Genomic DNA, 13,890 nt, shown 5'->3' with positions numbered 1-13,890 from the left:
CGCTCACCGCACGGCAGATCGATAAAGAAGGGGACGCACGCCACCGAGGCGCCGCAGCGGCCGACTGACCCGATCAGTACGCCGCGCCGCCCGAAGCGGTGATCAGCGGAGAGTTCTCACACCTCCCGCCGGTCCACCTCAACTCGCGGTCGGGGGGACCGAGACCGGGCTCGGTTCGAAGGAGGCGAGCATCTGCTCCAGCGCGGCCTGGTCGGGGCCGACGAAGGCGTCCGCCGAGGGCGCCTCGGAGAGCGTCCGCAGGAGTTCCTCCGTGCGGTTCACCGCCGCCGGCAGGTGGTTGCTGAGGATGAACTCCGGGTTCATGGCGTGCAGCGGCGCGAGCGAGTCGTGGAAGAGGTTCCGGTCGACCGCGTGCACCCACGGGCTGTCCACCGAGGCCCACAGCAGCTGCCCGCTGCGCAGGTCGGCGGACGGCACGGCGCCGACGTTGTCGGCAGTGGCCGCCTCGGCGGTGGGCATGGGGGAACCGAAGCAGTCGGAGCTGAAGAGCGCGCCGTTGCTGTGGTCGTAGAACCCGACGGTCGCGGGGTTGTCGAACAGCGGCGGGCGCAGGGCGGTGAGCCGCCGGTCGCCCACGTCGATGGACTGCCCCGGGTTGAGCAGGTGCACGCGGTTGAGCGGCAGCGGCCGTTCGGTGGACATGATGCCCGCACCGATGAAGGTCGTGATCACCCGCGCCTTGGGTGCGGCGGTGAGCAGGTCGAACAGGCCGCCCGTGTGGTCGCGGTCGGGGTGGGTGAGCCAGATCCACTCGACGTCGGCGGGATCGATGACGGCGCTGATCGTCTCCACGAAGCGGCGGTCGGGCAGGCTCAGGCCCGTGTCGACGACGACCGGTTGGCTCGCGTGCAGGACGAAGGCGTTGACGGGGAGGAACCCGATTCCGGGCACCTCGAGCTGATCTGCGATGACGCTGATATCGCGTCGGACTCTGTTGATGTTCATCGGGTGGTCCAATCCCGGGGGTTTTGGTGGGTTGTCGAGCGTATGTCGCGGTCGCACACAGCGCCGGGTGGGCGGGTGGGCCGGCGCCGGATCACCGCACGCCGACGCCGCTCGGAACTCGGCGAACACCCCATGTCGGGGGAACGGCACAGTCCGTGCCGAGACGGCCTATCCTTGCGGCGTGGACCAGGATCATCCCGGCGGCGGCGGTTCGTCCAAGCCGGTCACCATCTCCTACATCGCGGAGACGGCCGGGGTTTCGGTCCCGACCGTGTCCAAGGTGATCAACGGCCGGTCCGGGGTGTCCGCCGACACCCGCGCCCGGGTCGAGGCGCTCGTCACCGAGTACGGCTACCGGAAGTCCGGCACGCCGAACCGCAGCAACATGATGGACCTCGTGTTCGACGAACTCGTGGACATGTGGGGCGTCGAGATCATCCGCGGCGTGCAGCGCGCGGCCCGCAAACACCGCGTGGGCGTCGTGCTGTCGGAATTCGGCCCGCAGGGCAACGCGATCCGCTACTGGATCGACGACGCACTCGACCGCCGACCCGCCTGCGTCGTCACCGTCGCCCAACTGTCCCGGGAACAACGCGACCGACTCCGCGCCAGGGGCATCCCGTTGGTCGTGTTCGACCCCACCGTCGAACTGCCCGACGACGTCCCGTTCGTCGGCGCCACCAACTGGGCCGGCGGCCGCGCCGCCACCCGCCACCTCACCGACCTGGGCCACCGCCACATCGCCATGATCAGCGGCCCCGACCACATCCTGTGCAGCCGCGCCCGACTCGACGGCTACCGCTCCGCCATGGACGCCGCGAACCTGCCCGTCCACCCCGACCTCATGGTGCGCACCGACCCCACCCAGGAAGCCGGCCACACCGCCGCCCGCGCCCTGCTCGACCGCCCGGACCGCCCCACCGCCATCTTCACCGGCAACGACCTGCAGGCCCTCGGCGTCTACCAGGCCGCCCGCGACGCCGGCCTGCGCATCCCGACCGACCTCAGCGTCGTCGGCTTCGACGACCTGCCCGTCACAGCCCTGCTCGACCCCCCGCTCACCACCGTCCACCAACCCCTCACCGAGATGGCCACGGCCGCCACCGAACTCGCCCTCGCCCTCGGCCGCGGCGAAAAACCACCACAGCTCCGACTCGAACTCGCCACCACCCTCACCGTCCGGAAGAGCACCGCCCCACCCGGCAGCCGGTGATCGTCCGAGCGCGCGTTCCGCTTCAGCGCTTGGTGAACTGCGCCCTACCGGGCTGGTCCACTCGCTCCCTGATGGCGATGCCCGTGTCGGTGAGGGTCTGGCCGTAGATGTCGGTGATCCGGATGTCCGAGCCGCAGCCGGTGCCCGATTCGGAGATGAAGTAGTTGTACTGGTACCTGGGCAGCGACACCCAGCCCGACCCGACGCGGACTTCCAGCTTCGCGACCGGGTTGCGGTGGTTGCGCACCTGGATCCCGCACCACCACTGCGACGACCCCTCTTTGTAGCGGTAGCTCACGGGCCCGCTGATGTCCGGGCTGACGAGCCTCCACGAGATCGGCACCCGCCCCGCCGTCGGGTTCGCGATCCGGGCGAACGCGGCCTCGCTGAAATCGACGTCCCCCGGTGCGCACTCGGGGCACCGGTCGACGATCTTCACCGTGACCTCGCCGAGCGGACCGGTGGCGCGGAGGTACGCGCCGCACATCGCGGAGTTGTCGTAGTCGGTGTGGTTCAGCGCGGCGATGGCCGTGTCACCGGTCGCGTCGTACGAGCAGTTGCCGACGCCGGTCGCGCCGTAGAACGTTCCTTCACCGCGGTACGTGACACCGGGAACGACGGCCGCACTCGCCGGCGTCGCGGTGAACACCAGACAGCAGATCACCAGGAATGCCATCACCACCGGTGGTCTTCGCATGGAATCGATCGTGACAGCCGCCCGACGCGGAACACAGCCACCGAACAGCGCAACGCGCACCGCCCCGGACACCGTCCTCATTGGACATACAGGTGCCGGGCGAAGAGGACGGCGGCTACCAGGCTCGGCAGCATGACGCCGTGATCAGACGGTGCCTTCACCGTTCCGGGCGACATGGGTTCACCTGATCCGGCGAGATGGAGAGGGCTTTCGAGCCGCGCCGCGTCAGGGCGTCGTAGCGTTGGGGAAGGAGGCTCCGATGCTCTTCCCCGATCCGTTCCCGGACCTGCTCACCCCGGATCCGAGGATGGCCGCGGCGCTGACGGCGGCGCAGGCGGAGACGGCGCTCAGGTTTCCGGCCGCGGGCGTGCACCTGATCGTCGCCATCTCGGTGGCCGCGGTGATCAACCCGACGAGCACGTCGCCGTCCTTCGCCTACGCGGGCTTCCGCGACAGGGAGATGCACTTCTCGGGCAGCCTCCTGAAGGTGGCCGCCATGTTCGCGGCGTTCGAACTGCGGCAGAGCGCATCCGACTTCGCGGTCAGGGAAGGGGACTGCACACCCGACATCGTCTTCGACCGGCTGAAGGCCGCGTTCGACAACGACATCGAAGCATCCGCGCCCCGGTTCCTCACCGAGCCCCGCATCACGAAGCCGATGCGCGTGCCGAAGTACCCGGCGATCTTCGGGCCGCCTCAACAACTCGGCAGCGGCGGGTGCCTGATGTCGTTCGACCCGACCTTCGCGGCGAACCTCCGGGGCATGATCGTGCCCAGCGACAACGACCGGGCGTCGGCGACCATCCAGGCACTCGGGTACAGCTGGATCAACGGGCTGCTCGCGAAGACCGGCCTGTTCGACCGGAACACCGACCACGGCATCTGGCTGGCGGGCACGTTCACGGGCGCGTTCCCCGCCGTGCGCGTGCCGTCGGTCAACGACGGCCCCTCCGCACAGGCCACCACGACCATCGACATGACCCGCCTCTTCGCCCTGCTCGTCGAAGGCAACACGCTGGACTCGCGCGGCATCGACGGCATCGCGTCCGACATGCGCGTTCTCCTGGCCGACGCCCAGTCCGTCGGCGACAGCTCGTTCATGACGACAGGCGCGCGCCCCGGCATCGACGGTCTCGGCCCGGGTTTCACGATCACCCACTGCAAGATCGGGTCGGGTGGCCTCAACACGGGCGGCGAGGTGGCCTCCGAGGCGACCATCCTCACCCACGACGGCACCAGTCAGCGGTTCATCGTCGTCTGGCAGAACCTGCCGAACCTCAACGACCGCCACAACGTGATGTCGTTCATGGTTCGGCGGACCGTGCAGAACTTCCTCGGCATCCACTGACGCCGATCCGCGCCATCGGGGCGCGGAAAACTACTCGGACTGGTGAACGCTCTCGCTCGACGAGACCCACGCCAGCGCCTCGTCGACCGTGGGGAACACGGCCAGCAGCGACGCGACGGTGGTCAACTCGATGGGCCTCAGCACGGCGCGGCGGGTCGCCACGACGGCGAAGGTGTCGACGCGGCCACGTGCGTCCAGGAGCAGCGACAAGCCGGAGGAGCTGAAGAACACCACGTCGGACAGGTCGAGGACCAGGGCCGACGGTGTCTCGGACAGGCCGGAGAGCACGGTGGCGCGGACTTCGGGAACGGTGTCCATGTCCAGCTCACCCGACACGCCGACGACGAGAACATCCCCCACTCGGGTGAGACGAATACCGAGGACGGGTGATGGTTGCCTGATCGGCTCGGCCACGTCGACTCCCCGGTGCGATGCGTTGTCGGCCCACAGTTCTACCAGGTGACGCCGCGGTCCGGCGTCCGGCGACACACGAGTGCGGTCAGCCGCTGCCCGGTCGTCCCAACCGGCGGACGGCCGCGATGATATCGCTGTTCGACGCGCCCTTGACGATGTGCTCCGTGACACCCGCCGCCTGGATCTCGCCGAAGGCCTCCCGGTCGGAGAAGGCCGACAGCGCCAGGATGCCGGTGTTCGGCGAGCGGAGCCTGATCTCGCGGGCCGCGCGACCGCCGCCGCCACCGGGCATGCGGATGTCGAGCACGACGACCGCGGGCGCGTGGCGTTCGGCCAACTCGATCGCCTCGTCCGCGTCACGCGCGACCGCGACGACCTCGAGGTCCGGCTCGGCGTCGAGCACGTCGCGCAGGGCGTCGCGGACCATCGGATCGTCGTCCGAGATCACCACGCTGAGCTTGGGGGTCGTCACGGACCACCGCCGTTCGGCGTCGGGACCCAGAACCGCACCGCCGTGCCCCCTCGGGCGCCCCCTTCGAGGGACCACCAGCCGCCGGCGGTCTCCGCGCGCTCGCGCATCTCGATCATCCCGAAGTGCTCGAACGCCCGTCCGCCGGACGGCGTGCCGACGCCGACACCGTCGTCGGTGATCTCCACCAGCGTGCCGCCGTCCACAGAGGACAAGGAGACCTCCAGCTCGGACGCCTGCGCGTGCTTGCGCACGTTGGTGAGCGCTTCCTGGCAGATGCGGAAGATCGTGATCGCGGACTCGACGGGCGGCTCGTGGTCCAGCGAGTGCCGCAGCCGGTAGGTGATCCCCAACGGGCCGGTGACGTCGGTGAGGTAGTGGTCCAGGGCCTGCACCAGGCTGTGCCGGTCGAGCTCCGGCGGGCGCAGCCGGAACACCAGGTTGCGCAGCCGTCCGATGGACGCCCGCACCGCCTCGTCCAGCCGGCGCACGGTGGCGGCGTCCTCGTCGGGCAGGCGGTTGGCCAGCAGTTGCAGCCGCATGCCGACGGCGACCATGGACTGGATCGAGTCGTCGTGCACGTCCCAGGCGATGCGGCGCCGTTCCAGTTCCTGCGCTTCCACGAGGTGGCCGACGAGCCTGCGCTGTTCGCTCAACGTCAGCTCGACCCGTCGGCGGTCGGTCATGTCCCTGGTGACCTTCGCGAAACCCCGCAGCCGGCCCGACTCGTCGAACAGCGCCGTGATCACCACGTTCGCCCAGAACCGCGAGCCGTCCTTGCGCAGCCGCCAACCCTCGTCCTCGAACCGGCCCACGTCGACGGCCACTTCCAGCTCACGCCACGGCTTGCGCGCCACCAGGTCCTCGGGCGGGTAGAACACCGAGAAGTGCTCACCCAGCATGTCCTCGGCCGAATAGCCCTTGATCCGCTCCGCGCCCGCGTTCCAGCTGACCACCCGACCGGCCGGGTCCAACATGAAGATGGCGTAGTCCAGCACGCCCTGCACGAGCAGCCGGAACCGCTCCTCGCTCGACTTCAGCGCCTCCTCGGCCCGCCTGCGTTCGGTCATGTCCCTGGTGACCTTGGCGAATCCCCGCAGGCTGCCGGACTTCTCGAACAACGCGGTGATGATGACGTTCGCCCAGAACCGGGTGCCGTCCTTGCGCAGCCGCCAGCCCTCGTCCTCGAAGCGCCCCACCTCCGCGGCGACCTCCAGCTCGTGCCACGGCTTGCGCGCCGCCAGGTCGTCGGCCGGGTAGAAGACCGAGAAGTGCCTGCCCAGCACCTCTTCGGCCGAATAACCCTTGATCCGCTCCGCGCCGGGGTTCCAGCTGACCACCCGACCGGTCGCGTCCAACATGAAGATGGCGTAGTCCACGACGCTGTCCACGAGCAGGCGGTACGAGTCCTCGGGCGGCCGTTCGAAATCGGTGTCGACGGACTGGTCGGCGGATTGGTCGGCGGCCATGGCGTCACTGTGCACCATGGGCTGTCGCAGTGCCACGGTCGGGCGCTCGACGTCAGGACGTGCCGGGGACGGCGTCGGCGGCGGCCATCTCGCACCACACGACCTTGCCGCCGCGTTCGGCGCGCGCACCCCAGGCCGCGCTCAACCCCTGGACGAGTTGGAGCCCCCACCCGCCGACGGTCGCCGACAGCCGCGGGCGCGGCATCACCGGACTGCCGTCCTCGACCTCGATCCGGAGCCGGTGCCGGTCACCCGCCAGTCGGATCACCGGAACGCTGGACGTGTGCCGCAGGGCGTTGGACACCAGTTCGGAGACGACGAGCACGACGTCGCCGTGGTCGCCCAGGTAGCCAAGATCGGTCAGCGTCTTGCGGGCGAAATCGCGGGCCAGGCCCGCCGCTCCCCGCACGGCCGGCGCGCTGAACTCAGCGACCGGGCCAGACAGCGAGACGTCCACGGATCGCACTGTGCTGCATCGGACGGCCGGTGCCCAGACGCACCGACACCGACTCGACTAGTGCACCTGCACTAGTCGAGCAGGCCGTCGCGGCGGGCGATCGCCACCGCCTCCAGCTTCGACCTGGCGCCCAGCTTCTCCAGCACCCGCTGCACGTGGTTGCGCACGGTGTTGCGGGCCACGCCCATGCGCTCGCCGATCTCCTCCGTGCTCGCACCCTCGGCCATGAGCAGCAACGTCTCCCGCTCCCGGACCGTCAACGGCACCACGCCGTCCCTGGCACGCCCGGTGAGCTTGTCCAGCACGCCCGCGAGCAGCCCGCCGTCGAACACGACCTCACCCGCCGCCACCCGCAGCACGGCGTCGGTCAACTCCTCCAGCCGGGCCGACTTGAGCACCAGCCCCGCCGCACCCGACTCGGCCGCCCGCGCGGCGACGGACACGCTCGCCTCGCCGGTCAGCACCAGCACCCGTGCGCCGCACTCCTCGAAGCCCGCGATCGCGTCCAGGCCGTCACCGTCGGGCAACCGGCGGTCCAGCAGCACCACGTCGGGCCGGTGCAGCCGGACCTGCACCAACGCGGCGGCCACCGAGCCGACCGTGGCCACGACCTCGACCTCACTCGAATCCGCCCACGCCAGCCGGATCGCCTCCGCCACCAAGTGGTGGTCTTCCACCAGTACCGCGCGAACAGGTCGGGACGGGTGGGGTGGGTGCACCATGCTCTGCAGATCCTCGTCGCTGGTCCGGCCACCCAGCCTAGTGGTTCCCGGCCGTCCGTTCCGCCGGGCGGTCGGACGACACTCCGGTTTCCAACCGCCGGGAACTCCCGGGCGGGATCTACGGCTGGGAGTGCGTCGCCCCCCTGATGTCAGCGCCTGATGTCAGCGTCGTCGCGGGTCCGCTCGGCCCGCCGGTGAACGCATCCACGACCGTCCACGTACTTCCCGAGTGGGGTGCGAGCACGAGGGAGGCTGCGGGATGTTGGTGTGGCGGATGGTGGCGCGGGTTGCCGTGGCGGCCGTGGCCCTGTTCCTGTTCGTGGTGCTCCCCGCCCTGCCCGCGGAGGCCCACGGCGCTCCGACCAACCCGCTGAGCCGTTCCGCCGCCTGCGGACCCGAAGGCCGGCACGCGACAGGACCCGCCTGCCGGGCCGCCCTCGCGTCGGGGCAGGGGCGCTCGGTCTCCGCCGAGTGGGACAACATCCGGGTCGCCGACGTGCGCGGCAGGGATCGTCAGGTGATCCCCGACGGGAAGCTGTGCAGCGCGGGACAGGCGAAGTTCGCGGGCCTGGACCTCCCCCGCGCCGACTGGCCTTCCACCCAGCTGAAGCCGGGTGCCGCCATGACGTTCACCTATCGGGGCACCATCCCGCACAAGGGCACGTTCCGGCTGTACGTCACGAAGGACGGCTTCGAGCCGACCAAGCCGTTGACGTGGTCGGCGCTGGAGGCCGAGCCGTTCGCCACCGCCACCGACCCCGCGTTCGGCAACGGCTCGTACGCGTTCCAGGGACGGCTGCCCGCCGGGAAGAGCGGTCGGCACCTGATCTACACGATCTGGCAGAACACCGACACGCCGGACACCTACTACTCGTGCGCAGACGTGGACTTCGGCGCCGCCGCGGTGGCGGCTGCCCCACCTGCCCCACCTGCTCGACCGACCACCACGACCACCACGACCACCACGACCACTCGTGCGACTGCCTCTTCCCCATCGCCCAGCCCGGTGGTGCCGACGTCCACCGGTCAAGCGGTCGCCGTATCGCGGACGGCTTCCTCCTCCGATCAGGGCGGCATCCCCTTGGCCGCCCTGATCGGAGGAGGTGTCGCGGCGGCACTCGTGGTCGTCCTCGTGCTCCGCCGACGCCGACAGGCCTAGCCACGGGCACCGGCGAGGACACCGAAGACCGACCCGGCAGGGGCGCGGTCCTGACTGCGCCCCTGCCGGGTTCGGTGTCCTACGTCGTGGCGCCGGTCAGCCGGTTTGGGGGATGACCGAGTACACCATGCGCTGGCCGGGGTGTTCGCTCACGGTCCAGAAGACGCCTCGCGCGGGGTTCGTGCCGGCTGTGCCGGGCCAGTGCGAGAGGTCCTCGGGACCGACGGGCAGGTACTGGGTGCCCACGATTTCCAGGTTGCTGAACGACGTGACCACCTTCGCGGTGGTGTAGAACTTCCCGGCGTTGGGCCCGTCGCTCACGCTGAGGTACCACCTGCCCTCGAAGCGGGCCACACCCTGCACGTTGCTGGACGGGAGGTTGTGCGCATCGTCGGCGTTCCACACGTAGTTCGGATCCATGCGGAGTTCGTTGTCGACGAACGCACCGGCCATGGGCCAGGCCGCCACCCTGCCGTTGGTCTCCTTGTCCCAGTTGCAGTACTCGCCCGCCACGAGGTGGTCGGTGCCGCTGCGGTCGAGCGAGACGTAGGAGAAGTTCGGCGACAAGTCCGCCGCCGTGCAGGTGGTGCCGGTCGCCGATGTGCGGGTCCAGGAACCGACCTGGGGCATGATGTAGCGGTAGCCGTAGCCGTAGTAGGTGCTCCCGCGGTAACCGACCATGTCTCCGGTCGTCGTGCCGTTCGACGAGGCGCCGAGGTCGTAGATGCGACGCATGTCGAACACGCGGAAGCCGCGCGCGGTGTCGGCGACGAACAGGTAGTTGCCGTACCAGACCAGGCCGCCCGCGTGCAGGGGCTTGTTGTAGTCGCCGCTGGCCGGGTCCTGTGACACGCGGATGGTGTCGTAGTCGGTGCGGCCGTTGATCTCGCGGGGGTACACCAGCAGAACGTGCCGGTAGCGGCCGGTGTCGCGGTTCATGAAGCTGATGCGGACACCCTTGAGCATGCCGTCGGCGTTGTTGTTGTGGTCGTACCAGCTCACCAGGACCGGTTGGTAGCCGTCGCCCCAGATCTGGTCGCTCTGCATGTCGGCGGCCGTGGTCACGCCCTGCGGGTACCACTCCGTGGTCGCGTTGTCGCCGTCGTTGAAGCACATGCTCTGGGAGAGCACCGGCTCGAAGTTGTTCACCACGGAATTGGGTTCACAGGCCTCCCCGGTGTCGGTCGGATCGTCGTCGTCGACCCGGTTCAGGTCGTTCATGATGTCCGTGACCGTGGCCTTCACCAGCGGCAGGTTGTCGGCCCGGTCGCGCAGCGCGGTGCCGTAGGCGTTGGGGCGCAACTGGAAGTTGGCGAAGTCCAGCGAGTCCGCGTTCGCGGACGGCGACGTGACGACCATCCCGAACGCCACGAGGGACAGTGCGGTCAGCGGGTTCAGGATCCTGCGGCGCCGGGTCATGAAACTCCTCGGTGGGAGGCGGGAGAGGCTGCGTATGCGTTCTTCCGAGTTCTCTGTGGACATCAACGGCCCGGCGACTATGGCACACCACCATGAACCACTCAAGGTCGCTGCGAGCCGCCCACCAGTACCGCGCGGACAGTCCACAAAAGACACGTCAACGCCGAGGGGATCCCGATGAGACAGATCATTTAATACTCCGTTCTTTGAGGTGACCCCTTTCACAGTGCGGTAACCACTCTTGACAAATAGCCATCCCAACACCACCGGAATAGCTATTCTCGAAACCCGCCGAACAGCGGTATGTCGACGCGTTCGGTCGTGGTTTCGTCAAAGCAGAACCACCCGTCGCGAGTCCGATTGGAGTGGAGCGGAATGCTGACGTTGGGCATAAGCGGACATTTCGATCTGCTGCCGGCTTTGTACCGGACCTACATGCACGACGCCGCCGCCTGCCTGGTGGCCGATGGTGAACTGGTCGCGGCCGTCGAAGAGGAGCGGTTCAACCGGATCAAGAAGACGAACAAGTTCCCGGCCGGCGCCATTCGCGCCTGTCTCGAACTGGCCGGCGCCGAGCCCCGGGACATCGACGCCGTCGGCTATTACTTCGACCAGGACCTCGTCGACCTCGGCCTGAGGAACTTCCAGGTCGCGACGCCCGCCCAGCCCGTGCGCTTCGGCCGCGAACTCCTCCTGGACCGACTGCGCACGGAGTTCGACTGGGACATCGCCTCTGATCAGGTGATGTTCACCCGGCACCACGTCGCGCACGCCTGGTCGTCGTTCGCCCGATCTGGCATGTCGGACGCGCTGGTCGTCGTCATGGACGGCCGCGGTGAAAACACCTCCACCACGATCTTCCTGGCCGGGTCCGGCGAAATGCGCGCACTCAAGTCGTACTCGGTCCCACAATCACTCGGCCTGCTCTACCAGGACGCGATCGGGCACGTCGGCTACGGTTTCGGCGACGAGTACAAGGTCATGGGACTGGCACCGTACGGCGATCCGGCGACCTACCGCGAGCAGTTCCGAAGCCTCTACACGCTGCTCCCCGACGGCGATTACGAAATGATTCCCTCGTTGCCGGACATCAACCCGACCGTGGCACCGTTCTACGCGAACGGGTTCGCCGCGCGGCGGGCCGGCGAACCGGTGACGCAGGAGCACAAGGACTTCGCGGCCGGGCTCCAGGAAACGCTGGAAATCCTCGCCATGCACGTGCTCGCGCACTGGGCGCGGCAGACCGGTACGACCAGGCTGTGCTTCACCGGCGGCGTCGCGCACAACAGCAGCCTCAACGGGCTGATCCTGCGGTCCGGACTGTTCGAAGAGGTCTTCGTGCACCCTTCGTCGCACGACGCGGGTGCGGCGGAGGGCGCGGCCATCGTCGCCGCACAACGGCTGGGCGAGCCGCACACCCGCGTCGCACGACTGGCCGGCGCGAGCCTCGGCCCCGACCTGGGCGCGCCGGACGAGGTCGAGCGGGAGTTGCGCGCGTGGAGCGGCATCGTGGACGTCGAGCGGCCCGCGGACATCGTCGGCGCGACGGCGGAACTGCTCGCCGGCGGCGCGGTGGTCGGCTGGGCGCACGGGCGTTCCGAGTTCGGCCCCCGCGCGTTGGGCAACCGGAGCATCCTCGCCGACGCCCGCCCGGCGGAGAACCGGGACCGGATCAACGCCATGGTCAAGAAGCGGGAGGGTTTCCGGCCGTTCGCGCCCGCCGTCACGCCGGAAGCGGCGGCCATCTACTTCGACCTCACCGACACCAAGGCGGACCACGGGTTCATGTCGTTCGTGGTGCGCGTCCACGAGGACCGGCGGGCCGAGTTGGGCGCCGTCACGCACATCGACGGCACCGCACGGGTACAGGTGGTCTCCCCGGAGGCCAACGCGCGCTTCCACCGGTTGATCACCCGGTTCGGTGAGCTCACCGGCACACCCGTGTTGCTCAACACGTCGTTCAACAACAACGCCGAGCCGATCGTGCAGTCCGTGCACGACGTGCTGACCGGTTACCTGACCACGGAGATCGACGTGCTGGTGGTCGAGGACTTCCTGGTCCGGCGGCGGGAACCGGTGGCGCGGGCGCTGGACGACCTGGTGCTGACGTTCCGCCCGGTCACCCGGCTCCGGAAGGACTGGCGGCCCGGCGACGAGGTGAGCGGCGAGATCTACCTGGACTACTCGTTCGGCCCTTCCGCGACGGTCTCCCCCGCCGTGTTCGACCTGTTGGCGGCGGCGGACGGCACCGCCACCGTCGCCACGTTGGCCGGGCGGCTGACCGACGAGGTGCGCGACGAACTCGTGGCGTTGTGGCAGCGGCGGTTCTTCGTCCTCGCTCCCAAGGCGTGATCCGGTGGTCCCGCCGGCCGGCGGGACCACCGGATCGGTGTCATCGGTTCAGCAGCTTCTCCAGCGCGTCGGCAGCGGCGGACGCGCCGCCGCCGGAACGGACCGCCTCGCGCATCGCCTCGACGGCGGGGCGGTTGGCAGACGCCGCCGACACGGCTTTGCGCAGACCTTCCGGGGTCTGGTCTTCCAGGGTGATGCCCAGGCCCAGCTCGGATGCCCGCGCGGCGATGGCCTGTTGTTCCGGGATCTGCGGCACTGCCACGAAGGGGACGCCGTGGTACAGCGATTCCATGACGGAGTTCATCCCCGCGTGGGTGAGGAACACCGACGTGTGCCGGAGCACGGCCACCTGCGGGACTCGGGCGTGCACCGAGAAGTTCGCCGGCAAAGGACCGAGGACCGCGGGATCCAGTGAGCCGACGGACATCACGACTTCCCACTGCGAATCGGCGAACGCCTCGACGCAGGCCCGGTAGAACTCGGGCCGTGAGTTGAACACCGTGCCCAACGAGATCAACAGCACCGGCGCCTCGGACGCGGGCGACCACTCCTCGGCCACCTGCCAACTGCCCAGCGACGGCCCCACGAAGTGGAAGCGGTCGTCGAACGTCTCGGCGGACAACTGGAACGAGCGCGGGACGAACACCACGCTCAACGGCGCGACGTGCCCGAACATCAGGTTCGGGTTCTCCAGGAAGGTGAACCCCGAGGCGAACTCGGCCATCCGCCCGATCGCCGCGACCAGCCTCGGGTACCGGTGGTCGAACGACGGCGGCAGGTACACCTGCGTCGCGGAGAACCGCTCGTTCTCCGCGAACGTCGGCACCAGAGCCACTTCGTGCACGCCCAGCAGGTTGGCCAGCATCCGCCCGGTGAAGGTCACCGAGTCGTAGCAGACCACGTCCGGCCGGTCGGCCTCGAAGTGCTCGGCCAGCACCGGGAACGAGACCTCGGCGTCGGCCAGGAAGTACTCCAAGGTCACCGCCAGCTGCTCGGCGGTGAACTCGCCCCGCGCGTCCATGTCCGGCGGCAGCTCCGACGGCAGCACGACCGGCGAGGCGCCCGCCGTGACCGCTCCATCCATTGTGGACGGACCGGTGGCGTAGTCGACCCGGTGGCCGCGCCTGACCAACTCCTCCACCAGCGGCAGGGTCGGGTTGACGTGCCCGGCGGCGGGCGCGCTGACGAATGCGAAGTGCGCCATC

At 69.3% G+C, this 13,890-nt stretch carries 13 protein-coding genes; 4 read left to right on the top strand and 9 right to left on the bottom strand.

The annotated features are described in order from the left end of the window. Positions 1 to 138: 138 nt before the first annotated feature. The gene (locus tag FM051_RS20080; RefSeq protein ID WP_158845533.1) at positions 139 to 966 is read right to left on the bottom strand and encodes an MBL fold metallo-hydrolase; all 828 of its coding nucleotides are present in this window, start codon (positions 964 to 966) and stop codon (positions 139 to 141) included. A gap of 181 nt (positions 967 to 1,147) precedes the next feature. Between FM051_RS20080 and FM051_RS20075 the strand changes: the two genes are divergently transcribed. Beyond that, a complete protein-coding gene (locus FM051_RS20075) occupies positions 1,148 to 2,179 on the top strand; it encodes a LacI family DNA-binding transcriptional regulator (RefSeq protein ID WP_238412508.1) in 1,032 nt (343 codons plus the stop codon). A 22-nt stretch (positions 2,180 to 2,201) separates the two neighbouring features. Here the strand turns inward: FM051_RS20075 and FM051_RS20070 are convergent, their stop codons facing one another. Continuing rightward, positions 2,202 to 2,876 carry an expansin EXLX1 family cellulose-binding protein gene (locus tag FM051_RS20070; protein ID WP_158845528.1) on the bottom strand — a complete coding sequence of 225 codons (675 nt, stop codon included), beginning with the start codon at positions 2,874 to 2,876 and terminating at the stop codon, positions 2,202 to 2,204. Between the two features lie 259 nt (positions 2,877 to 3,135). On the opposite strand from FM051_RS20070, the gene FM051_RS20065 reads away from it, so the two are divergent. Further along, positions 3,136 to 4,224 carry a hypothetical protein gene (locus tag FM051_RS20065; RefSeq protein WP_158845526.1) on the top strand — a complete coding sequence of 363 codons (1,089 nt, stop codon included), beginning with the start codon at positions 3,136 to 3,138 and terminating at the stop codon, positions 4,222 to 4,224. 30 nt (positions 4,225 to 4,254) lie between these two features. On the opposite strand, the gene FM051_RS20060 is transcribed toward FM051_RS20065, so the two are convergent. The 5 genes from FM051_RS20060 to FM051_RS20040 form a co-directional block, all read right to left on the bottom strand. Beyond that, on the bottom strand, positions 4,255 to 4,638 hold the full coding sequence (locus FM051_RS20060; RefSeq protein WP_274383643.1) for an anti-sigma factor antagonist: 384 nt from the start codon (positions 4,636 to 4,638) through the stop codon (positions 4,255 to 4,257). Positions 4,639 to 4,723: 85 nt separating this feature from the next. Continuing rightward, the gene (locus FM051_RS20055; RefSeq protein WP_274383642.1) at positions 4,724 to 5,110 is read right to left on the bottom strand and encodes a response regulator; all 387 of its coding nucleotides are present in this window, start codon (positions 5,108 to 5,110) and stop codon (positions 4,724 to 4,726) included. Further along, the gene (locus tag FM051_RS20050; RefSeq protein ID WP_158845520.1) at positions 5,107 to 6,576 is read right to left on the bottom strand and encodes a PAS domain-containing sensor histidine kinase; all 1,470 of its coding nucleotides are present in this window, start codon (positions 6,574 to 6,576) and stop codon (positions 5,107 to 5,109) included. Before FM051_RS20050 ends, FM051_RS20055 begins: the two co-directional genes overlap by 4 nt. A gap of 52 nt (positions 6,577 to 6,628) precedes the next feature. After that, positions 6,629 to 7,033: an ATP-binding protein gene (locus FM051_RS20045; protein WP_158845517.1), complete on the bottom strand. Its 405-nt coding sequence runs from the start codon at positions 7,031 to 7,033 to the stop codon at positions 6,629 to 6,631. 71 nt (positions 7,034 to 7,104) lie between these two features. After that, positions 7,105 to 7,755, bottom strand: a complete 651-nt coding sequence (locus FM051_RS20040) for a response regulator transcription factor (RefSeq protein ID WP_158845514.1) — start codon at positions 7,753 to 7,755, stop codon at positions 7,105 to 7,107. A 259-nt stretch (positions 7,756 to 8,014) separates the two neighbouring features. Here FM051_RS20040 and FM051_RS20035 point away from each other — a divergent pair, with 259 nt between their 5' ends. After that, a complete protein-coding gene (locus FM051_RS20035; protein ID WP_202918932.1) occupies positions 8,015 to 8,914 on the top strand; it encodes a lytic polysaccharide monooxygenase auxiliary activity family 9 protein in 900 nt (299 codons plus the stop codon). A gap of 96 nt (positions 8,915 to 9,010) precedes the next feature. On the opposite strand, the gene FM051_RS20030 is transcribed toward FM051_RS20035, so the two are convergent. Further along, entirely contained in the window at positions 9,011 to 10,333 is a 1,323-nt protein-coding gene (locus FM051_RS20030; RefSeq protein ID WP_238412507.1) for a hypothetical protein, read from the bottom strand. Positions 10,334 to 10,708: 375 nt separating this feature from the next. On the opposite strand from FM051_RS20030, the gene FM051_RS20025 reads away from it, so the two are divergent. Next, complete coding sequence (locus FM051_RS20025; RefSeq protein ID WP_158845511.1) at positions 10,709 to 12,685, top strand: carbamoyltransferase family protein; 1,977 nt, start codon at positions 10,709 to 10,711, stop codon at positions 12,683 to 12,685. Between the two features lie 40 nt (positions 12,686 to 12,725). Here the strand turns inward: FM051_RS20025 and FM051_RS20020 are convergent, their stop codons facing one another. Continuing rightward, positions 12,726 to 13,889 (bottom strand): macrolide family glycosyltransferase, encoded by a 1,164-nt coding sequence (locus FM051_RS20020; RefSeq protein ID WP_158845508.1) that lies wholly within the window; start codon positions 13,887 to 13,889, stop codon positions 12,726 to 12,728. Between the last annotated feature and the right edge of the window lies 1 nt (position 13,890).

Source organism: Saccharothrix deserti (assembly GCF_009769385.1).
GTDB classification, from domain to species: domain Bacteria; phylum Actinomycetota; class Actinomycetes; order Mycobacteriales; family Pseudonocardiaceae; genus Actinosynnema; species Actinosynnema deserti.
Note: the sequence above shows the minus strand (reverse complement) of the source record. Positions and strands in the feature narration are given on the sequence as shown.